Raw genomic sequence first — 21,059 nt, forward strand, 5'->3', positions numbered from 1 at the left:
AATTATTTGCTCCATACAAAATTATAAAGCCCGCTAAAAATAAAATAATTCCACATACTTCCTATACTTTATTGGTCTTTCACGTCTGAAAGCTAGTGAATTTTCTACGAAACTTAGGTTGTCGTCAAATTAAGGAAAGGAAATTATAATAAATTTTAAGGAGTAGAAACAAAAAAAGCCTCCCAAATAGGAAAGCCTTTCATCGGTTTCATATTCTTTACACAAAGAATAATTTACCACAACTTGTACTTTTTACAAAGCACAACACAACTCTGCAAATATAGAAAAGGTTTTCTAGATATTACAACTTGTTAGACTTTTTTAGTCTTTTGTAGTATACGGGCGTACGATTAAACGCGCTGCTTTATCGTAGTTTATATAATTGTATGCCCAGTTAAAAAATACAATCACTCGGTTTCTAAAACCTACCAGTGCCATTAAGTGCACAAACATCCAAATAAACCACGCTAGGAAGCCGCCAAATTTTAGTTTTTCTAAATCTACTACCGCCTTATTTCTCCCCACGGTAGCCATCGTACCCTTATCATTATATTTAAAAGCCTTCAATGGCTTATTCGCTAAAAGATTTCGTAAATTCTTAGCTAAATTTTCTCCCTGCTGAATAGCGGGTTGTGCTACTTGCGGGTGCCCTTTAGGAAAATCTTCTGTCTCCATATAAGCAATATCTCCTATGGCAAAAATGGCATCATAACCTTCTATTTGATTGTAGTTATTTACTTTATACCTGTTTAGTCGCTCCATTAAACTGTTGGCGTCAAAACCAGCAATAGCCGCTCCGGTTACACCTGCCGACCATATAAAGTTTTTAGACTGCATGCTGGTTCCATCCTTGAGCGATACCGTTTCACCATCATAATTAGTTACTATCGTATTCAAATGAATGTGTACGCCTAACTTATTAAGAAACTCCGTTGCTTTTTTAGATGCTGTCTCACTCATTGGAGGAAGCACTCTTGGCCCGCCTTCAAACAAATGAATTTGCATTTCTTTAATATCTAAATGCTTATAATCTTTAGGAAATACATTTTGTTTTAACTCTGCTAAAGCACCTGCCAACTCCACCCCCGTTGGTCCCGCTCCAACGATACAAAAATTGAGCAGTGCTTTACGTTCTGCCTCGTCCAGAGTGTCATCTGCTTTCTCAAAATTCTGTAAAATTAAGCTTCGGATATTCAAGGCCTGAGGCACCGTTTTCATCGGCATCGCATTACTTGCGATAGTCTCATTATTAAAATAATTTGTTTTTGTTCCTGTTGCGATTATGAGATAATCAAAAGAAATTACACCAATACTCGTAACTACTTCTTTTCTTACAGGATCTATTTTTTCTACTTCCGCCAAGCGGAAATAAAAATTATCGAGCTCTTTTAAAATTTTTCGTATAGGATAAGCGATAGAATCTGGCTCAAGGCCGCTTGTTGATACCTGATATAATAAAGGCTGAAATGTATGATAATTATGACGGTCTATCATGACAATTTGTGCCTCTAAATCTTTTAGCTTTTTAACTAAAGATATTCCTGCAAAACCACCACCAATAACCACAATTCTTTTTTGATCTGTATTTGGAAGATTCATGATCCTAATTTTTATCAAAATTAAGGATTCTGACGGGTTTCAACCTTTAATAAAAGTCTTGTAACAAATTTTTATGATGGCGCTATAAAAAGCTATTAATTAGGCCTAGAACATTTCTTTCAGGGTTTGGTATGTTCACTAGTTAAAAAGTCATTAAAAAAGTTAAACAACAGGAGCCATATTTTTTAACGAAATTAAAAGTCACTAAGCGTGTATTCATAGCCCAAACTTTTGTTATACAGTACTTTTGCTATCAAACCTACCCAAGCTTATGTGTTTCCGAAAATATAGTTTCATAATTTTAATCTTTATGTTTAATAGCTGCAACAAAGAAACGGAAGAAATCATAGCACAAGCTACAGTCCCTACTATTGTTTTAGTTCCGACAGAAGCTACTCCTGAATCTACCAATGATGCAGCAACACATCAAGCTATTCTTTGGGTGAGTACCATGCAAGAAGACAATGGTCTTTTTGAAAGTAGTGAATATTCAAATTCCGTATCGCTTTATGACAATGCTTTAGCCATTTTATTATTTACCGCACAGAACGATTTTGAAAAGGCAGAAAGAACACTCGATTATTTTGATGCCAGAGTAACTACAGAATTAGAACATGAAAAAGGGGGCTTTTATCAATTTAGAAATAAGCAAGGTGAAAATGCCCGTAGAACTTGGTTGGGTGATAATGCTTGGCTCTTAATTGCCATCAATAACTACCACCATTATGCCAACAATCAGAAATACAAGGTAATGGCAGCGGCGCTTACCAAATGGATTATTTCTTTACAAGACAGTGATGGAGGCCTTTGGGGCGGATATGATACCGATGGCTCCAGAATTCATAAAATCACCGAAGGAGTCATCACAGCTTTCAATGCGGTTAAAGGGTATGATACATTTCACAAGAACATTTTAGAATACCTGAATACCAACCGTTGGGATACTACTGATAATGTGCTTGTCGCTTGGCCGGAAAATCCAACCTATAATTATGCCTTAGATTTACACACCTTGGGTTATGGTATTTTGGAAGATTATAATACTAATGTCTTGGAAAATGCAGCGCGATACAGGACAACACAAACGGCAACTATTTCTTTAAACACTATTACGGGATATTGTTTTGATGAAGATAAAGATGTCATCTGGTTAGAAGGTACTGCTCAAATGGCGGTAGCTTTTTCTACAGCGAAAAAAACTACTGAATCACAAATGCTGCTTGCCGAGATTGAAAAATCATTTATCAGTAGTAATTTAAACGGCAATGCAAAAGGCATCCCGTACACTACCAATCACGGAACGAGTTATGGCGCTGGAGTTTTATGGGACAATGCCGATTTAACCCCTGCACTATCGGCTACTATTTGGTACGTATTTGCTAAACTAGACTTTAGTCCGTTCACCATCCAGAAAAGTAAAAACGTCCCTCAGGAGGAACGTTTTTGGCTAAAATAATTTAAGTATTATTTTAAGTCAATGAAAGATTTTTTTTAGCGTGTTCTTGTTTATGCTTAGACGGATTATTCATCCCCAATTCTGGAATTACTAAAAGCGGAATTTGAGAATGAAAAGCTAATTGCTTCACGACAGATTCTCTTGTAAGTTTTTCCATGTAACTATGTTGGTAATTTAACATTGCTAAAAGGTGAATATCTAATTCATCAGAAAATACTTCTAAAGTTTTAGATACAGAATTAACTTCTGATACGGTATGTACAAAGTGCTCTACTTCTTTGAAGTATTTACGAAGCATGTTTAAATTAAACTGTTGTAGTTCTGTGAGTGCCTTTATCTCATGTTGCACATGTACAATTCGGATAACAGAATTAAATGTCTTGGCTAAACTTACAATTGGCTCCAATTCTGATTGTGAATAGAACCTATTAAAATCCGTGGCAAAAGCAATCTCTGTAGGCGTTTCAAATTCGAAATATTCTGGTATCGCTAAGACAGGACAATTTTTTACGGCTTTGATTACCTTCACCGCATTACTCCCCATAAATACTTCTGATACACCAGAAGCACCTTTGGTTCCTAATATAACCACATCAATATCAAACTCATCTACCATTTCTTTTACTTGGTCTGTCAACAAACTAAAAGAAGAGACCATTTTATAGGTATGCAATGGGTTTGAATACTTATTCAGAATTTTAGATAAAACCACTTTTAATCCCTCTTTAGAATAATCTTCGACTACTAAAGCTTCATCTAATAGTGTACTCGCCATAAACCTACTATTTGAAATCGCAGGAGTATAGGTATTCAACAAATAAAAAGTACAGGGCTCATCTTTATACAATTCAATAGCATACGTAATTGCATTCCACGCGTTGCTGGAAAAATCTGTAGGGAGAAGAATATTTTTCATTTGGTTGTTTTTATCTTGATGTAAAACTAAAATAAGGAGAGCGTTTAAAATATGATAATTATCAGCTTAGGATTAAAACACTTCCAAAAGAAAATAATGGCATCGCGCACTATTTTTCCATTAAAGCTCTCAGAGCTGCCTCATTGATAATGGCTATTTTTTTGCCTGATGTTTTAATCAATTTATCTTTTTTAAATTCTGATATGACCCGAATACAAGACTCCGTAGCCGTCCCCACAATATTGGCAATTTCTTCTCTAGAAAGGGCAATACTCATAAAGCCTTCATGATCTACTCCGAAACTATTTTGCATGTATAAGAAAGCCTCCGCTATACGTTGTTTTACAGATTTCTGAGACATATTAATAATCACATCATCTGCCTCTTTTAAATCATGAGCCATATGACGTAAGACCTCAACGGCAAAATTAGGATTTGTGTTTAAGGTATTCATGATCCCTTCTTTTGGTATAAAACATACCTGAGTATCATTCACGGCTATAGCACTTAAATTTGCTGATTCTTCTGAGATTACAGAACGCTGACCTAGAAGGTTTCCCTTGGTGGCCAATTTTACAATTTGGTCTTTTCCATTAGAACTAAGCTTAGATAATTTTGCCACACCATTACGGATACAAAAGACACCATTGAGTTTTTCGCCCTCTTTAAAAATAGTTTCTCCTTTTTTTACCCTCTTAATGCTTTTAGAATCAGAAACCTTTTTTAATTCTTCTTTACTCATAGCCCTTAGCGCATTAAATTGTCTAATTGCACATTGCTCACACCTTACTTCTGCTTCGTCTACCATAGTACCGTAATTACCTAACGCCACAAAATTAATACTTCGTTAGATCTATAAACATGATAAAAGTCATATTTTAAGTAGTCGTCACTTTCCATCTTTGCACTAGGTATAAAGCAAATGACTATGAGTACAAATGATTGTTATCACTGTGGTGATGATTGCACTGCAACGCCACTGTTTTTCGATGAAAAAACATTTTGCTGTAATGGTTGTAAAACCGTTTATGAAATATTTTCTAGTAATGATCTGTCCTATTATTATGATCTACAGTCTGCTGCTGGCAGCACTCCAAAAGCAATTGAAGGAAAATATGATTTTCTCGATACGGAGACTATTGTTGAAAGACTAACGGAATTTACAGACAATCAACTTCAAATAGTAAACCTATACATCCCTAATATTCATTGTAGCTCTTGTATTTGGGTACTTGAAAATTTAAATAAGCTCAATCCTGGCGTTAGCAATTCTCAAGTAGATTTCCCCAAAAAAATGCTTCGGATTACTTATTCCACGGAAAAATCATCCTTAAAAGCTGTTGTTCTACTCTTAGCACATATTGGATATGAACCGTATATCTCTTTAGATGATTATGATAATAAAAAGAAAACCATAGATCGGAGTTTACTTTACAAGCTAGGCATCGCAGGTTTCGCCTTTGGAAACGTTATGTTTCTATCCTTTCCAGAATATTTTGATTTATCGAGTAATAAAACCAACGGTGGCGATTTTTGGCTGAACCAATATGAAGGCCTTTTTAGATGGCTTATGTTTAGTTTTTCTTTACCGGTCGTATTTTATGCTGGAAAAGATTATTTCATATCTGCTTATAAAGGCTTACGGTCTAAATTATTAAATATAGATGTCCCTATTGCTTTGGGTATTTTGGTGCTGTTTGTACGTAGCACCCTTGAAATAATTTTTGATTGGGGACCAGGCTTTTTTGATAGCTTAACCGGACTCGTTTTCTTCTTACTTCTTGGGAAATTTTTTCAACAAAAAACCTATTCCTTTCTTTCTTTTGAACGCGACTATAAATCTTATTTCCCCATTGCGGTCACTAAAATTTTACCCAATGGTAAAGAAGAAACAACGCAGATCCATACGATTAAAAAAGGGGATCGTTTACTGCTCAGAAATGAAGAACTAATTCCTGTAGATGGCATTTTAATAACCGGAAATGGCAAAATTGACTATAGTTTTGTAACTGGAGAATCTGAACCGGTATACAAGAATTCAGGAGATAAGATTTTTGCAGGTGGAAAACAATTACACGGTGCGATTGAAATGGAAGCCTTAAAAACTGTTTCCCAAAGTTATCTCACACAATTATGGAGTAATGCCGTCTTCCAAGAAGACAAAACCAGTAAATTTCAAACCATTACCGATAGCATTGGAAAACGGTTTACCATTTTTGTTTTAAGTATTGCCTTTACCGCTACTGCCTTTTGGTTATTTCATGATAGCAGTAAAGCGCTGAATGTGTTTACGGCAGTGCTTATTATTGCTTGCCCTTGTGCTATAGCACTAGCATCGCCTTTTACCCTAGGAAACATATTACGTATTTTTGGTCGGAACAAGTTTTACTTGAAGGATACACAAACTATTGAGCAGTTGGCGCAAATAGATACCGCTATTTTTGACAAAACAGGAACCATTACAACCGCTAAAAAAAGTACGGCAACCTACGAAGGCTTAGAACTCACAGAAGAAGAGGAATCGTTATTAAAAAATACCTTAAGAGCATCTAATCATCCTTTGAGTCGTAGTTTATACGACCTGCTTTCTGCTCAAAATATTATTACCCTTGACGAATTTGAAGAACATGTAGGCAAAGGCATTATCGGCGCAAGCAATAATAGTAAGATAAAGGTAGGTTCCGCCAGTTTTGTAGGTAGAGAAAACCAAAATGAAATAGAAAATACGGCAGTACATATCAGCAGTAATGCTGCTTACAAAGGCTGCTTTATTTTTAAAAATCAATATAGAGAAGGGGTTTCAAAATTATTTGAAGCAATGAGTCAATCGATACAATTGGCCATACTTTCGGGTGATAATGAAGGAGAGAAAAAGCGCCTAGAGGCATTACTTCCTAAATTAACGCCATTGTATTTTAATCAAAAACCTGAAAATAAATTACAATTTATAAAATCACTGCAAGAGCAAGGTAAAAAAGTAATGATGGTAGGTGATGGCCTTAATGATGCCGGCGCCTTAGCACAAAGCAATGTGGGTATTGCTATCTCTGAAAATGTGACAATATTTTCTCCTGCTTGCGATGGTATTTTAGATGCTACCAAATTTGAAGAGCTATACAGCTACATACTAGCTTCTAAGAAGGCTATGAAAATTATAAAATGGAGTTTCGTATTATCATTGGCGTACAATGCCGTAGGACTTTATTTTGCGATTACAGGACAATTAGAACCCGTTATTGCCGCCATCTTAATGCCCTTAAGTTCTATTAGTATTGTAGCCTTTACAACTATTGCCACCAATATATTAGGCAAAAAATTAAAATAAATAGTAAAACCTGATAAATGTCATTTTATAGGCATTATCAACCCCGTAGTTTTACACCCGAATTCAGGTAGGTATGAGTGTCATTTACATTTTATTAGCAATTAGCATCTTAGTAGCTATTGTCTTTTTTATCGCGTTTATCGTCTCGGTAAAGAGTGGTCAATATGACGATTCCTATACCCCATCGGTACGTATGCTTTTTGAAGACGAACTAGTAAAAAAAGCACCCAAAGAAACTAAAGAATCGATCCAACTAAATAAAAGTTTAAACAATTAATTATGGAATTACAGCAGTTTTATTACGACAACAAAGTCGTTAAAAAATTCCTCTACGCAACCATGTTCTGGGGAATTGTAGGTATGTCAGTAGGGCTACTTTTGGCCTTTATGTTTATTTTTCCCAATGTAACTGATGGTATTTCATGGTTGAGTTTTGGTCGTTTAAGACCACTACATACCAATGCTGTTATTTTCGCATTCGTTGGAAACGCCATTTTTGCTGGGGTCTACTACTCTACCCAACGCTTGCTAAAAGCACGTATGTACAGTGACTTTTTGAGTAATTTTAATTTCTGGGGATGGCAATTAATTATTGTAGCTGCCGCCATAACATTACCATTAGGTTATAGTTCTTCAAAAGAATATGCGGAATTAGAATGGCCAATAGATATTGCCATTGCGGTAGTTTGGGTTGCTTTTGGAGCTAACCTTATTGGAACCATGATCAAAAGAAGACAACGCCACTTATATGTTGCTATCTGGTTTTATTTAGCCACTTTCGTAACTGTAGCGGTACTTCATATTTTTAATAGTTTGGCCTTACCTGTAAGTGCTTTTAAAAGTTATTCTGCTTATGCAGGGGTACAAGATGCATTAGTACAGTGGTGGTACGGTCATAACGCGGTAGCATTTTTCTTAACAACGCCGTTTTTAGGATTAATGTATTACTTTGTTCCTAAAGCTGCCAACAGACCCGTCTATTCTTACAAACTATCTATAGTTCACTTCTGGTCTTTGATCTTTATTTATATCTGGGCAGGACCACACCATTTATTATATACAGCACTACCAGAATGGGCACAAAATTTAGGCGTAGCATTCTCTATAATGCTTCTGGCACCATCTTGGGGTGGTATGATCAACGGTCTATTAACGCTAAGAGGAGCTTGGGATAAAGTTAGAACAGATCCTACCCTTAAATTCATGGTCGTTGCAATTACCGGGTACGGTATGGCAACCTTTGAAGGCCCAATGCTTTCTCTTAAGAATGTGAATGCCATTGCCCACTTTAGTGATTGGATTATTGCGCACGTACACGTTGGTGCATTAGCATGGAACGGATTCTTAACTTTCGGAATGATCTATTGGTTAGTTCCAAAAATGTTCAAAACTAGATTAGCGTCTATTGGCCTAGCTAATTTTCACTTTTGGATTGGTACTTTAGGGATTATCCTTTACACCTTACCAATGTACGTAGCTGGGTTTACACAAGCCTTGATGTGGAAAGAGTTTAACCCGAACGGAACGCTAGTGTACGGTAACTTCTTAGAAACAGTAACAGAGATTATGCCTATGTATTGGATGCGTGCCATTGGTGGTACCATGTATATTATTGGTGCATGTGTTATGATATATAATGTGGTACTGACCATTAAAGCAGGTACAGATGTTGAAGATGAATTAGCTGAAGCTGCTGCATTAACCAAAGTATCTAAAAGAAGAACAGCTGGAGAAGGTTTCCATACCTGGTTAGAACGTAAGCCTGTACAATTAACCATCTTAGCAACTGTAGCTATCTTAATAGGAGGTGTCGTACAAATTGTACCTACCATTTTAGTAAAATCTAATATCCCAACAATAACGAGTGTAAAACCATATACCCCGTTAGAATTAGAAGGTCGTGATTTATACATCAGAGAAGGCTGCGTTGGTTGTCACTCACAAATGGTAAGACCTTTTAGAAGTGAGGTAGAACGTTATGGAGAATATGCCAAAGCGGGAGAGTTTGTATATGATCACCCATTCTTATGGGGAAGTAAACGTACGGGTCCAGATTTATTACGTGTAGGAGGCAAGTATTCAGACAACTGGCACTTAAACCATATGTATGATCCACAAAGTACCTCTTCAGGATCCATTATGCCATCTTATTCATGGTTAATTAGAGACAAGCACGACCGTAGCGATATTAAAGATAAGATGGAAGTCATGGTCACCCTAGGGGTTCCTTATACTGAAGATGAAATCGCGAATGCCAATAAGAATATGGACGAGCAAGCAAGTAAAATAGAGAAGAATTTATATGCTGATCCCGACTTTGCAAAAACATATGAAGCAGATAAGAAATATGCTCAAGAAAATGGTCAAGAATTCATTGAAATGAAAGACCGTGAGATTGTTTCCCTTATTGCTTATTTACAGCGCTTAGGTACCGATATAAAAATAAAAGAAACAGGTGAGTTAATCCCTGACTCAGAATAATAAAATTGACGATTAAGAGGTAATTAATATGAATTACTTATCTCTTAATTTTCTCCTAAACTAAAAGAAATCATGTTCAAATTCGTAAAAGGCTACATGGAAACTATTGATGGTGTAGCTATCTACCCTATCATCTCATTATTAATCTTCTTCATCTTTTTTGTCGTGCTTTTTGCGTGGGTTTTTACCGCCTCAAAAGAATACATACGTGAAGTGAGTGAATTACCATTAGAAAAAGACAACCAATAAAACTAAGTATTATGAAAAATAAATTACTTTGGTGGATAAGAGTCCCGGCACTATTCTTCCTCATCTTCGGATTGATGGAATATTTTATAGACTCTGGAAAACAACCCGCAATAATAGCGTACCCAATTACCCAATTCTTTATGGTATTGGTGCTTATTATCCTTATTGCCATAGAGCTTATCTTAAGCTCTATTGAAAATGTGATGTTTCAAACGCTTTCAGAAGAAGCAAAAGAACGTTACTTGGTCTCTAAAGCAGAGAAGTGGGAATGGAAATGGGGTAAAGAAACGTACAAAAAAATGTTAGGCTCCAAACCAATGGAGGCCGAAACTGAAATTATATTAGATCATAATTATGATGGCATTAGAGAACTAGACAACAAGTTACCGCCATGGTGGGTGTATCTTTTTTATGCAAGTATTGTCTTCGCAATTGTGTATCTGTTACGCTTTCATGTCTTTAATGATTACACACAGATTACAGAATATGAGCAAGAAGTTGCTACTGCTAAATTAGAAATAGAGGAATATAAAAAAACAGCTAAGGATTTAGTTGATGAAGATTCTGTAGAGTTATTAGCGGAATCTTCTGATCTTTCTGCTGGTAAAAAAATATTTGAATCAAACTGTGTCGCCTGTCATATGGTAGATGGTGGCGGTGGTATTGGTCCTAACCTAACCGATCAAAATTGGATTTTAGGTGGCGGTATTAAAAATGTTTTCCATACCATATCTGAAGGCGGTAGAGACGGTAAAGGTATGATTGCATGGAAACAAACACTGAAACCATTAGAAATAGCACAGGTAGCTAGTTATGTTTTAACCGAAATAAATGGGAAAACACCCGCTAATCCAAAAGCCGCAGAAGGTGATATTTGGGTTGATCCTAATGCTTCTGCGCCTGCTCCAGCCACTGAAATACAAGAGCAAGTTACAGACTCAACCAGCGTAGTAATGAATTAAACAATTGATTAAACGCTTTAAATAAAATAAAGATGGCTCAAGACAGTGATAATTTCAGAGATTCTATAGGTACCATTAATGAAGATGGTAAGAGAGCTTGGGTTTTTCCAAAAAAACCAAGTGGTAAATTTTACCAGTACCGTAAATATGTAAGTTATTTTCTTTTAGCATTTTTAGTTGCTTCCCCATTTGTGAAAATAAATGGAAATCAATTTTTAATGTTTAATGTTTTAGAAAGACGCTTTAATATTTTTGGATTTCCGTTTTGGCCGCAAGATTTTCACCTGTTTGTAATCTCCATGATTATTGGCGTCATCTTTATTGCCTTATTCACCGTTGCCTTTGGTCGTATTTTTTGTGGATGGATGTGTCCACAAACCATTTTTTTAGAAATGGTTTTCCGCAGAATTGAATTTTGGATTGATGGAGATCGTGGCGCACAGATTAAATTAGATCGCCAAGAATGGAACGCTGAGAAAATAAAAAAACGTGTTTTAAAATGGATAATCTTTTTTATTATATCGTTCTTAATTGCCAATGTATTTTTAGCTTATTTAATTGGTAGCGACCGGCTGATACAATATGTAACGGATGGTCCTGGGCAACATGTGAGCACCATGATATCTTTATTGATATTTACCGCAGTATTCTATTTTGTGTTTGCTTGGTTTAGAGAGCAAGTGTGTATTATTGCTTGCCCTTACGGCAGAATGCAAGGCGTGTTATTAGACAATAAATCTATTGTAGTCGCCTATGATCATAAACGTGGTGAAAATGAAAACGGTCGTAAAAAATGGCGAAAGAATGAAGATCGTGAAGCCTTAGGAAATGGGGATTGTATTGATTGTTTTCAATGTGTAAATGTTTGCCCTACCGGGATCGATATTCGTAATGGTACGCAATTAGAATGCGTAAACTGTACGGCTTGTATTGATGAATGTGATACCATTATGGAAAAGGTAAATCTTCCAAAAGGGTTAATACGTTATGCTAGTGAAGATGAGATTGTTAAAAAAGAAAAGTTCAAGTTTACTCCTAGACTAAAAGGATATACGGCCATTTTAGTGATCCTTACTGGAGTTCTAATTGGGATGCTATTTTTAAGAAACGACATAGAAGCTAATATTCTAAGGTTACCAGGGCAACTATATGAACACAAGGAAGGAAATATCATTAGCAATGTGTATACTTATAAGTTACTAAACAAAACCAATAAAGATATTGATGATGTTCATTTTGAGCTTATTTCTCACAAGGGTACTATTAAGTTAGTGCGTCATGAAGATTTTATCGTTCCTGCACAAAATTTAGCCGAAGGAACACTGTTTATCGAGATTAATAATAGCGCCATTAAAAGTGATAAAGAAAGAATAAAAATTGCCGTATACAGTGGTGATGATTTGATTGAAACTACAACAACAGCGTTTTTAGCTCCAAGGAGCTATAAGTAAAATGGTTGAGGGTAATTTCAAAAATTTGAGACGGAAAAGCAATTAGTGGTATTCTAAAAACCAACTTTTAGAAAGGCATCCATTTAAAAAATAAAATATTAGTTCGAGTGTTTTTAATGCCGGTAACCAAACATAAATAGCATCAAGAACCGCTAGTAAAAAAAAGAATTCTAACTAAAAACTAAGTAGTACTTAACGCAAATAAAAAATATCATGAAAATTAATTGGGGAACAGGTGTTGTTATTGCTTTTGTTTGCTTCATAAGCTTTATCTTATTTTTTGTCATTCGTATGAACATGGATGATAAAGCAAATCATGATTTGGTTACTGAAGAATACTACCAAGAAGAAATTGGCTATCAGAAAGAAATAGATGCGGTTAAAAATGCAAACCATAATTCAAAAAAAATAAGCCTACAGAAAACTGCTGAAGGCCTAGAAATAAGCTTTCCTGAAAATTTAAACAACAAAGAAATTAAAGGTACAGTGTCCCTTTACAGACCTTCTAATAAACACCTGGATTTTGACTTTCCAATAAGTCTATCCGACTCACATTTGCTCGTACCTGACAAACGTTTATTGGAAGGTCGCTGGGACATTAAAATTTCTTGGAAATATCAAAACGAAGAATATCTTCACAAAGAAAAAATAACCTACTAAATGTTTATATCAGCAATCATATTAGGCCTTATGGGTAGTTTTCACTGCGTAGGCATGTGCGGACCCATTGCTTTTATGCTTCCTGTTGATAGAACAAATACTTTTAAAAAATTCTCGCAAATATTCATTTACCATATAGGACGATTATTAGCTTATGGAACATTAGGATTAATTTTTGGTTTACTTGGCAAAGGTTTGTTTGTCTTTGGCATGCAACAAAAACTATCTATAGCCATCGGTATTCTCATGATTACTATAGTGCTGTTACCGCATAAATTCATTAGCAAATACAACGTTTCTAAACCCGTATATCGTATTATTGGAAAAGTAAAGAATCGTCTGGGTAAAGAACTAAAGAAAAAAACAGCAGATACTTTTATTACTATTGGATTTTTAAACGGGTTTCTTCCTTGCGGATTAGTTTATATGGGACTGTTTGGGGCAATTGCCATGGGTAGCCCTTTAGAAGGCGCCCTATATATGGTTTTATTTGGCGCTGGCACTATCCCTTTGATGACCACAGCCATTTATTTTAGTGCGCTACTAAAAGGTACCGCAAAACAACGCATCCAAAAATTAATTCCTGTTTTTGTAGTCCTCATTGGTGCTTTATTCATCTTAAGAGGATTGGGCCTAGGCATTCCTTACGTATCACCAAAGCCAGTAACAGAAGTAGTATCTTCCACAATGGAATGCCACAACTAAATACGCACTTTAAAAATCTACCAAAAAATGCAACAGAAAGAAATAGAAAATAGGGCTGATGTAAGTATATTGGTACGCAGTTTTTACACAAAAGTGAGAATAGACAAAATACTTGGACCCATATTTAATGGCATGATTACAGATTGGGAAGCCCATTTAGAGCTTTTAACAGATTTCTGGGAGACACAGTTCTTTTTAAAACGAAAATATCATGGTAACCCAATAAAGGCACATAATGAGGTGGATAAAAAAATGAACCATGGCGTTACGCCAGAGCATTTTGGGTTATGGCTTAACCTTTGGTTTGAAACTATTGATGAATTATTTACAGGAGACACTGCTTTTATTACCAAAAATAGAGCACGCCAAATGAATAGTATGCTGTATATGAAAATGTTTGAAAATAGACCTAAATAAAAAAGGAGCACTATGCAAAGTGCTCCTTTTTAGGTTTGACAAACAAATCAACTTAATTAAATTTTAAATGTTACCACTGGTATAGTTGAGTGGTTTGCAACATCTTCTCCTATGCTTCCCATGAAGAAGTGAGATATCCCTTTTCTACCATGGGTAGGTATCCCTATAATATCTATGCCTTGAGATTCTGCATAATTAATCACACCCATCTCTACAGTGTAATCATTATATATTTTCACATCAATAAAGTCTGGCCCCACAAGACTGGAGAACTTATCTATTTTAGCAGTGATATCTTCCGTACTCAAGAAGTTATCTCCAGGCGTATTGATATATACAATATGAAGCGTTACAGAAAACTGATCTGCTATATATTTTGCACGTTGGTAAGCATTAATATTTTCTTCTTTTAGATCGCAAGCAAATACCATCGTTTTAGGTGTAAAATCATCCAATCTATGTTTTACAACTAGCACAGGAACTTCTGAATTACGAACAACCTTTTCGGTATTAGATCCTACAAAGATTTCCATGATACCATCAGTACCATGAGAACCCATAATGATCATATCTGCGTCATTTGCTTCCGCTACTTCATTTACTTCACTAAATACTTTAAAATGCTTTATAATTGGCTTTACCTCAACATCTTTTAAATAAGGCTTATTTAAAAAATCTGAGAAACGTTTTTCAGCTAATTTTAATAAGAATACGGTTTGCTCAGGATGAGCACCTTCTGCTCCCGTGATATAGGCCTGGTTCAACTCTAACATATGCAGTGCAAAAATTTTAGAATTGTGTTTCTTAGCTAATGAAACAGCTGCCTTTAAAGCGTTTTCCGATTGTATCGAAAAGTCTACTGGTACAATAATATTTTTCATAGTTTATACTTAAGAGGTTAAATTTATATGGTCATAGAAAAGAGCCTAGTCTCAGGCGCTTTTCGTTGTAAATGCATATCAAAAGCCATACAGATATTTCTAATAAATGGCCTTCCTTTTTCAAGCACAGTAATTTTACCGGCATCCATTTGTAATAAATCATCTGCTTGCATTTCAGCTAATTTATCAAAGGAGATACGAAGCTCTAAATCCTGAATCTCTTTTGCTGTAAAAACGGTTTCGAATTTGCACATTAAATTTAGAATATGTTTTCTAATTATGGTGTCTTCATCCGTTAAAATATGACCTCTATAAATAGGAATAATTGCATTCGCTACTAAGTGTTCATATTCTTCCAAGCTTTTAACATTTTGAGCAAAACTATACCAACTGTCACTAATACTAGAGGCTCCTAAACCTACCATTAGTTGCGTTTTTGATGCGGTATAGCCCATAAAATTTCTATGGAGCTCACCACTAATCATTGCTTTATATAGACTATCTGTTTTCAAAGCAAAATGATCCATACCAATTTCTTCATAGCCTACCTCCGCTAAGCGTTTTTTACCCGTTTCGTATTGCATGCGTTTTTCTTCTGCCGTAGGCAAATCAGCATCACTATACCCGCGCTGACCATTTCCTTTTAACCATGGCACATGTGCATAGCTATAGAAAGCCAAACGGTCTGGCATTAATGATTTTGTTTTCAAAATGGTTTCTTCTACATCTACTATAGTTTGATGCGGCAAACCAAAAATAATGTCATGCCCAATAGAGGTATAGCCAATTTCTCGAGCAGCTTCCGTAACTTTTTTTACATTTTCAAAAGGTTGTACTCTATGTATAGCTTTCTGCACTTTTTCATTATAATCCTGTACACCAAAACTTACTCTTCTAAAACCAACATTATATAAAGCCTGTAAATGTTCCTTGGTTGTATTATTAGGGTGTCCTTCAAAACTAAATTCATACCCATCTGCCTTATCTGCTATTTTAAAAATACCTTTAATCAGGTATTCCAGATTTTCTGGAGCGAAAAAGGTGGGTGTACCTCCTCCCAAATGAAGTTCCTTTACTTTTGGCTTTTCAGAAAATAAATTACAATACAATTGCCACTCCTTAAGAACTGTTTTTAAATATGGTACTTCTACTTCATGACGTTTAGTAATGCGTTTATGACAGCCACAAAAAGTACACATACTTTCACAAAAAGGTAAATGTATATACAAACTAATGCCTTCGGTGCTGTTGCTCTCATCAAAACTCTGAATTAAGGTAGACTCCCATTTTTTACCTGAGAAATTAGTTATATCCCAATAAGGAACTGTGGGGTAACTTGTATATCTAGGACCGGGAACGTTATATTTCTGAACTAAAGTGCACATGGGTATTGTATTTTCTACAAACCTACTATTGTTAGAAATGAAAAAATATGATAATTGTCAGTTCAAATCTATTAGTAAAGCAACGCTCTATTCTGTGCAGAAGCTAATATGCCGATTCACATTTTCCTCAATAGATATAAAAGTTTCTATAGCACTAATTCCACTAATAGTAAGTATTGCATTTTGGTACACATTTCTATAGTGCTCAGAATCTCTAGCATGCATCTTCACAAAAATGTCATACTTCCCTGTGGTATGATTTACTTGAACCACTTCCGGAATTCTCTTCAATTGTTCGATCACCAATTTGTAAAGTCCTATTTCTTTTAAAAAAACACCAAGAAACATCGTTAAATTCCAATCCATTTTAGCATAATCAATACTCAATGTTGCCCCCTTTATAATTTCTAAATCCTTCATTTTCTTAATCCTCATATGAACAGTTCCCGGTGAAATTTTTGCTTTCTTGGCCACCTCTGTAAAAGGCATTTGAGCACATTCAGATAAAATTTTCAATAATGTATAATCTACGGTATCTAATTTATCCTTCATTTTAATAGTGTGTTTGGGGTTAAAAAATAATTATATCTATAAACGAACTTACAGGAAATGTGTTAAAATTATTGAAGTAAAATCAAACATATCAATATATACATGAAAATAAATTAAAGATTATATAAAAACAATAATTATAATTCAAATAACACCACTATCCATTATCATATCAATAAGCAAGACACCTTAAAATTTTTAATATCCTAAAAATGAATATGAACCCCAAAATATCAATGAATCAATTTTATAGGGAGAAAAAATAGAAAATCTAAAAAATCAATAGATTTAAGCATAAAAATTAATTATTTGTTGGTTTTTAGCAAAAACAATAAATTAAATTCACTGTTTTAGCTCTTTTACTGATTTTTATTTATCAATAACAATAATTAATATTGAGCTAATAAAAAATACACTTTTTATTACACAGTAAAGTTTCCGGAACTTTTCTTTTTTAGAATTTAATAATACCTATTTCCTATACCCCTTTTAATCACGAGAATAAAAAGGAGCGTATTCAGGGTATTATGTTAATAACCAAAAACCCTCTGAAAATGAAGAAATTCTTTCTATCACTACTCCTATGTAATACGCTACTAGTAGTAAACGCCCAAGATATTGACATCAAAGGCAAAATCATTGATGATTTAGGCGAACCCCTATCCGGAGCTAATGTTATTATCAAAGGCACCTCAAAAGGAGCTATTTCAAATTTCGATGGAGAATTTAGCATCATAGCACCACCCACCGGAATTCTATTATTTTCCTCACTAGGCTTTGCCTCCAAAGAAATTAAAATAAATAACAGAACCTATATATCTGTACAACTTGATGCATCTGCACAACAATTAGCAGGCATGGTGGTAGTTGGTTCTAGAGGACAGGCCAGAACAAAACTAGAAACCGCTTCTCCTGTAGACGTCATTAGTATTGCTACACAAAGTATTAATATGCCACAATTAGGTTTGGCCGAAATGTTAGTAGCATCGGCACCCTCTTTCAGTGCTTTTAAATCTCAAGGGGGAGATTTATCTTCTTCTGTTGACCCTCCTACATTAAGAGGTTTGGCACCAAACCAAATGTTGGTATTAATTAATGGAAAAAGGAGACATACCTCTGCACTGTTAGCGGCATCGCAAACCGGCAGTCCGGCAAATGCTGTAGACATGAGTTTTATTGCTCCTGAGTCCATTGATCGTGTAGAAATTCTAAGAGATGGGGCCTCTGCTCAATACGGATCTGATGCCATTGCTGGAGTAATGAATGTCGTATTAAAAAAAGGAACCAATAAATTTAGTGGTAGCTTAACTATGGGTGGGTATCCAAACAAAGCTCCAGATTTGAGCGACACTGATGTGAGTGAAGAAAGTCAGGCTTTACTTTCTGATACTGAAGCAGACGGTTTAAATTACCAACTATCTACCAACTACGGTATAGGCTTTGAAAATGGCGGATATCTAAATTTAACAGGAACCTATAGACAAGCAGAAAAAACAATTAGACCTAATATTAGTGATGCTACACCATACGGTGAAGCTTACTTAAACAACCAAAGAACCGATACTCAAGGAAATATAATTATCACCAATCCTGAATTGATAGCGGCACAGGCTTCAGGCAATACAGCATTAGCTTCTGATCTTACTACGGATGCAGGTTTAATGGCTGCTCGTGGATTAACCTCAAAAGATTTTTCTACCTATGCAGGATCAGCAGGGTCTAAACTAGGTGTTATTTCATACAACATGGCGCTCCCTATTTCTGGAGAAACAGAATTCTACTCTTTCGGAGATTTTGGATACAAATACACAGATGCATTTAGTTGCTTTTTTAGAAGACCTGCTCAAGCAGATAGGGCAAATTTTGATTTATACCCTAACGGATTTAGACCACAAATAGAAACCACCCAAACAAACATAGGTTTTACAAGTGGTATTGAAGGAAAACTAGGTGATTTTGATTTTGATTTTAGTAATACCTATGGGCGTAATAAAATGACCTATGATATGTTCAACACTTTTAACGCGAGTTTACAATCTGCATCTCCTACCGCCATGAACCTTGGTACACACAGTTTTTATCAAAATACAATGAACTTTGATATTTCAAGATATTACGATGATATTCTTTCTGGATTCAATATCGCTATTGGTACAGAATTAAGGGTAGAAAATTATAAAATTCTGGCAGGGCAAGCAGAAAGTTATGAAGCTGGTGATGCAGGAATATATACTGCTACAGAAGATAACGAGGCGTTAATTGGTCCTGATGGATTTCCGTTAGAGGATCTTAATTCTGAACCAATTGTTGATGTTAATGGAGACCCCGTAATACTAGAATATGCTGGGGTAAGCCAATCTTTTAATAAAGTATACAGTCCAAACTGCCAATGTTTTAGAGGTTTTGCACCAGGTAATGAAAGTGATGCATACCGTTCTGTAACTGCTGCTTATCTAGATATGGAATTAGATGTTACCAAAAAATGGTTTGTAAGTACTGCATTTAGAACAGAAAATTATTCCGATTTTGGAGGCGTATTTACAGGGAAATTTGCTACTAGATATTCCATCTTTGATAATTTTGCTATTAGAGGTTCTTTTAGTTCTGGTTTTAGAGCGCCTTCATTGCAGGAATTAAATTACTCCCATACCTATACCTTTTTCGTTGGTCTAGACCCATTTGATGGCACTTTATATCCAAATACAAGTACTGCAGCTAAAGCTTTAGGTATTCCTAAGCTTACCGAAGAAAAGTCTACCAACCTAAGCATTGGTTTTACTACAAAATTATTCAATAAACTAGAACTTACCGTTGATGCCTATGCTATTGATATTAAAGATCGAATTTTTGAAACCAGTGAGTTTGATGCTAGTGACGCTCCTGTTTTAGAACCAATTATAGGGTCAGGACTTGCTGCGTTTAGAATTAACGGTGGTGACGTTAAAACAAAAGGAATCGAAATTGTAGCTAATTACAATGACCGTATCGGAGATGGCATGTTAGGGCTAATGGTATCAGGAGTTTTCAGAGAAAACACTTTTGAAAATTCTAATGTTCCTGATTTAAACACCGTACTTTCTGATGCAGATGTAGAAGGAAAATATGTAAATAGATCCAGTATTGGTCAATTTGAAACGGGCACACCAAACACTACTTTAATTGGTTCTGCAACCTACAGCCTAGGAAAATGGTCTAGCATGTTAAGAGGTAGTTTCTTTGGCGAGGTTACCACCTTAGACAATACACTGAATGACGCTGGCCTTTATGACGATCAAACTTTTTCTAGCGAATTTATTACAGATATAGGAATAACTTATAAAGCAACTGAACATATAAGTTTAACAGTTGGTGGAAATAATATTTTTAATAATTATCCAGATATTCTTATCGCCGCAAATAGAGGGTTCTATTTGTATTCTAACTACCAACAAGGCTCTAATGGCTCCTATTATTTTGGCAGACTAAGCTTTTCTTTCTAATCAATTAAAAAAGATATCACGATGAAGACCTATATAAAACAAATAAGTATCCTATTTTTCTTACTAATCATCACTTCTTGCGAATCTGATAAACTCGAAGCAATTACAACCGCTGCAGATGGAGGCGGGACACTCACTTCCTATATCGCATATACCATAGATGCTACAGATCCTTCTGGCACCAATGTATACGGACGAGTTGTTTTCTGGAAAAACAGTCTAGAACAAACTTTAGTACAAATTTCTGTTTACAATACCGAAACAGCAGAAATCTACCCTGCCCTAATTTTAGAAGGAGCTATAGGCAGCGAAATAACAACTTTAGAAGATCTTGGAACCGTTTCCGGTGATACGGGAGAATTAAGTGATAGCAAATTTTATGTTATCAGCGATACTACATTTTATGATTCCATTTTAACCTTAGATGCTCACATAAGTATTTACCTAAACACCATAGATGGTACTCTTATAGCAGAAGGGGGCTTAGGATCTAATGCTGAGCCCGTAGAACAGAATTAATTTTTTAACTTAATAAGCACGT

18 protein-coding genes are annotated in these 21,059 nt (G+C 35.3%); 12 read left to right on the forward strand and 6 right to left on the reverse strand.

Annotated features, from left to right (window positions below; translation table 11 throughout):
* Positions 1 to 321: 321 nt before the first annotated feature.
* Complete coding sequence (locus tag BLQ19_RS01550; RefSeq protein ID WP_074537181.1) at positions 322 to 1,599, reverse strand: NAD(P)/FAD-dependent oxidoreductase; 1,278 nt, start codon at positions 1,597 to 1,599, stop codon at positions 322 to 324.
* A gap of 310 nt (positions 1,600 to 1,909) precedes the next feature.
* Between BLQ19_RS01550 and BLQ19_RS01555 the strand changes: the two genes are divergently transcribed.
* On the forward strand, positions 1,910 to 3,055 hold the full coding sequence (locus tag BLQ19_RS01555; protein WP_074537182.1) for a hypothetical protein: 1,146 nt from the start codon (positions 1,910 to 1,912) through the stop codon (positions 3,053 to 3,055).
* A gap of 13 nt (positions 3,056 to 3,068) precedes the next feature.
* Here the strand turns inward: BLQ19_RS01555 and BLQ19_RS01560 are convergent, their stop codons facing one another.
* Complete coding sequence (locus BLQ19_RS01560; RefSeq protein ID WP_074537183.1) at positions 3,069 to 3,971, reverse strand: universal stress protein; 903 nt, start codon at positions 3,969 to 3,971, stop codon at positions 3,069 to 3,071.
* 109 nt (positions 3,972 to 4,080) lie between these two features.
* Entirely contained in the window at positions 4,081 to 4,779 is a 699-nt protein-coding gene (locus BLQ19_RS01565) for a Crp/Fnr family transcriptional regulator (RefSeq protein WP_074537361.1), read from the reverse strand.
* Between the two features lie 120 nt (positions 4,780 to 4,899).
* Here BLQ19_RS01565 and BLQ19_RS01570 point away from each other — a divergent pair, with 120 nt between their 5' ends.
* The 9 genes from BLQ19_RS01570 to BLQ19_RS01610 all read left to right on the forward strand — a co-directional run bounded on the left by BLQ19_RS01570 (position 4,900) and on the right by BLQ19_RS01610 (position 14,221).
* Entirely contained in the window at positions 4,900 to 7,296 is a 2,397-nt protein-coding gene (locus BLQ19_RS01570; RefSeq protein WP_074537184.1) for a heavy metal translocating P-type ATPase, read from the forward strand.
* A 73-nt stretch (positions 7,297 to 7,369) separates the two neighbouring features.
* Entirely contained in the window at positions 7,370 to 7,573 is a 204-nt protein-coding gene (gene ccoS / locus BLQ19_RS01575) for a cbb3-type cytochrome oxidase assembly protein CcoS (protein WP_025616007.1), read from the forward strand.
* A 2-nt stretch (positions 7,574 to 7,575) separates the two neighbouring features.
* A complete protein-coding gene (gene ccoN, locus BLQ19_RS01580) occupies positions 7,576 to 9,777 on the forward strand; it encodes a cytochrome-c oxidase, cbb3-type subunit I (RefSeq protein WP_034664940.1) in 2,202 nt (733 codons plus the stop codon).
* A gap of 72 nt (positions 9,778 to 9,849) precedes the next feature.
* Positions 9,850 to 10,026 carry a cytochrome c oxidase subunit IV gene (locus BLQ19_RS01585; RefSeq protein WP_034664943.1) on the forward strand — a complete coding sequence of 59 codons (177 nt, stop codon included), beginning with the start codon at positions 9,850 to 9,852 and terminating at the stop codon, positions 10,024 to 10,026.
* An 11-nt stretch (positions 10,027 to 10,037) separates the two neighbouring features.
* Positions 10,038 to 10,988, forward strand: a complete 951-nt coding sequence (locus BLQ19_RS01590) for a cbb3-type cytochrome c oxidase N-terminal domain-containing protein (protein ID WP_074537185.1) — start codon at positions 10,038 to 10,040, stop codon at positions 10,986 to 10,988.
* A 32-nt stretch (positions 10,989 to 11,020) separates the two neighbouring features.
* Positions 11,021 to 12,439 carry a cytochrome c oxidase accessory protein CcoG gene (gene ccoG / locus BLQ19_RS01595; protein WP_034664949.1) on the forward strand — a complete coding sequence of 473 codons (1,419 nt, stop codon included), beginning with the start codon at positions 11,021 to 11,023 and terminating at the stop codon, positions 12,437 to 12,439.
* Positions 12,440 to 12,652: 213 nt separating this feature from the next.
* Positions 12,653 to 13,099 carry a FixH family protein gene (locus BLQ19_RS01600; protein WP_074537186.1) on the forward strand — a complete coding sequence of 149 codons (447 nt, stop codon included), beginning with the start codon at positions 12,653 to 12,655 and terminating at the stop codon, positions 13,097 to 13,099.
* Entirely contained in the window at positions 13,100 to 13,804 is a 705-nt protein-coding gene (locus BLQ19_RS01605) for a sulfite exporter TauE/SafE family protein (RefSeq protein WP_034664953.1), read from the forward strand.
* Between the two features lie 27 nt (positions 13,805 to 13,831).
* Positions 13,832 to 14,221, forward strand: a complete 390-nt coding sequence (locus tag BLQ19_RS01610) for a group III truncated hemoglobin (RefSeq protein ID WP_074537187.1) — start codon at positions 13,832 to 13,834, stop codon at positions 14,219 to 14,221.
* A gap of 56 nt (positions 14,222 to 14,277) precedes the next feature.
* On the opposite strand, the gene BLQ19_RS01615 is transcribed toward BLQ19_RS01610, so the two are convergent.
* From BLQ19_RS01615 to BLQ19_RS01625, 3 genes are all read right to left on the reverse strand, one after another.
* Positions 14,278 to 15,102 carry a universal stress protein gene (locus BLQ19_RS01615; RefSeq protein WP_024481964.1) on the reverse strand — a complete coding sequence of 275 codons (825 nt, stop codon included), beginning with the start codon at positions 15,100 to 15,102 and terminating at the stop codon, positions 14,278 to 14,280.
* Between the two features lie 23 nt (positions 15,103 to 15,125).
* Positions 15,126 to 16,487, reverse strand: a complete 1,362-nt coding sequence (hemN, locus tag BLQ19_RS01620) for an oxygen-independent coproporphyrinogen III oxidase (RefSeq protein WP_074537188.1) — start codon at positions 16,485 to 16,487, stop codon at positions 15,126 to 15,128.
* An 87-nt stretch (positions 16,488 to 16,574) separates the two neighbouring features.
* The gene (locus BLQ19_RS01625) at positions 16,575 to 17,039 is read right to left on the reverse strand and encodes an Lrp/AsnC family transcriptional regulator (protein ID WP_029665109.1); all 465 of its coding nucleotides are present in this window, start codon (positions 17,037 to 17,039) and stop codon (positions 16,575 to 16,577) included.
* Positions 17,040 to 17,593: 554 nt separating this feature from the next.
* On the opposite strand from BLQ19_RS01625, the gene BLQ19_RS01630 reads away from it, so the two are divergent.
* Both BLQ19_RS01630 and BLQ19_RS01635 read left to right on the forward strand, forming a co-directional pair.
* Positions 17,594 to 20,518, forward strand: a complete 2,925-nt coding sequence (locus BLQ19_RS01630) for a TonB-dependent receptor (RefSeq protein ID WP_206538072.1) — start codon at positions 17,594 to 17,596, stop codon at positions 20,516 to 20,518.
* A gap of 21 nt (positions 20,519 to 20,539) precedes the next feature.
* Positions 20,540 to 21,037 (forward strand): hypothetical protein, encoded by a 498-nt coding sequence (locus tag BLQ19_RS01635; protein WP_025616015.1) that lies wholly within the window; start codon positions 20,540 to 20,542, stop codon positions 21,035 to 21,037.
* Positions 21,038 to 21,059 lie beyond the last annotated feature (22 nt).

Source organism: Cellulophaga baltica (genome assembly GCF_900102165.1).
GTDB lineage: Bacteria > Bacteroidota > Bacteroidia > Flavobacteriales > Flavobacteriaceae > Cellulophaga > Cellulophaga baltica.

Coding starts and splice junctions, on each gene's coding strand:
- BLQ19_RS01550 (WP_074537181.1), bottom strand. CDS start 1,599: ATGAATCTTCCAAATACAGATCAAAAAAGAATTGTGGTTATTGGTGGT.
- BLQ19_RS01555 (WP_074537182.1), top strand. CDS start 1,910: ATGTTTAATAGCTGCAACAAAGAAACGGAAGAAATCATAGCACAAGCT.
- BLQ19_RS01560 (WP_074537183.1), bottom strand. CDS start 3,971: ATGAAAAATATTCTTCTCCCTACAGATTTTTCCAGCAACGCGTGGAAT.
- BLQ19_RS01565 (WP_074537361.1), bottom strand. CDS start 4,779: ATGGTAGACGAAGCAGAAGTAAGGTGTGAGCAATGTGCAATTAGACAA.
- BLQ19_RS01570 (WP_074537184.1), top strand. CDS start 4,900: ATGAGTACAAATGATTGTTATCACTGTGGTGATGATTGCACTGCAACG.
- ccoS (WP_025616007.1), top strand. CDS start 7,370: ATGAGTGTCATTTACATTTTATTAGCAATTAGCATCTTAGTAGCTATT.
- ccoN (WP_034664940.1), top strand. CDS start 7,576: ATGGAATTACAGCAGTTTTATTACGACAACAAAGTCGTTAAAAAATTC.
- BLQ19_RS01585 (WP_034664943.1), top strand. CDS start 9,850: ATGTTCAAATTCGTAAAAGGCTACATGGAAACTATTGATGGTGTAGCT.
- BLQ19_RS01590 (WP_074537185.1), top strand. CDS start 10,038: ATGAAAAATAAATTACTTTGGTGGATAAGAGTCCCGGCACTATTCTTC.
- ccoG (WP_034664949.1), top strand. CDS start 11,021: ATGGCTCAAGACAGTGATAATTTCAGAGATTCTATAGGTACCATTAAT.
- BLQ19_RS01600 (WP_074537186.1), top strand. CDS start 12,653: ATGAAAATTAATTGGGGAACAGGTGTTGTTATTGCTTTTGTTTGCTTC.
- BLQ19_RS01605 (WP_034664953.1), top strand. CDS start 13,100: ATGTTTATATCAGCAATCATATTAGGCCTTATGGGTAGTTTTCACTGC.
- BLQ19_RS01610 (WP_074537187.1), top strand. CDS start 13,832: ATGCAACAGAAAGAAATAGAAAATAGGGCTGATGTAAGTATATTGGTA.
- BLQ19_RS01615 (WP_024481964.1), bottom strand. CDS start 15,102: ATGAAAAATATTATTGTACCAGTAGACTTTTCGATACAATCGGAAAAC.
- hemN (WP_074537188.1), bottom strand. CDS start 16,487: ATGTGCACTTTAGTTCAGAAATATAACGTTCCCGGTCCTAGATATACA.
- BLQ19_RS01625 (WP_029665109.1), bottom strand. CDS start 17,039: ATGAAGGATAAATTAGATACCGTAGATTATACATTATTGAAAATTTTA.
- BLQ19_RS01630 (WP_206538072.1), top strand. CDS start 17,594: ATGAAGAAATTCTTTCTATCACTACTCCTATGTAATACGCTACTAGTA.
- BLQ19_RS01635 (WP_025616015.1), top strand. CDS start 20,540: ATGAAGACCTATATAAAACAAATAAGTATCCTATTTTTCTTACTAATC.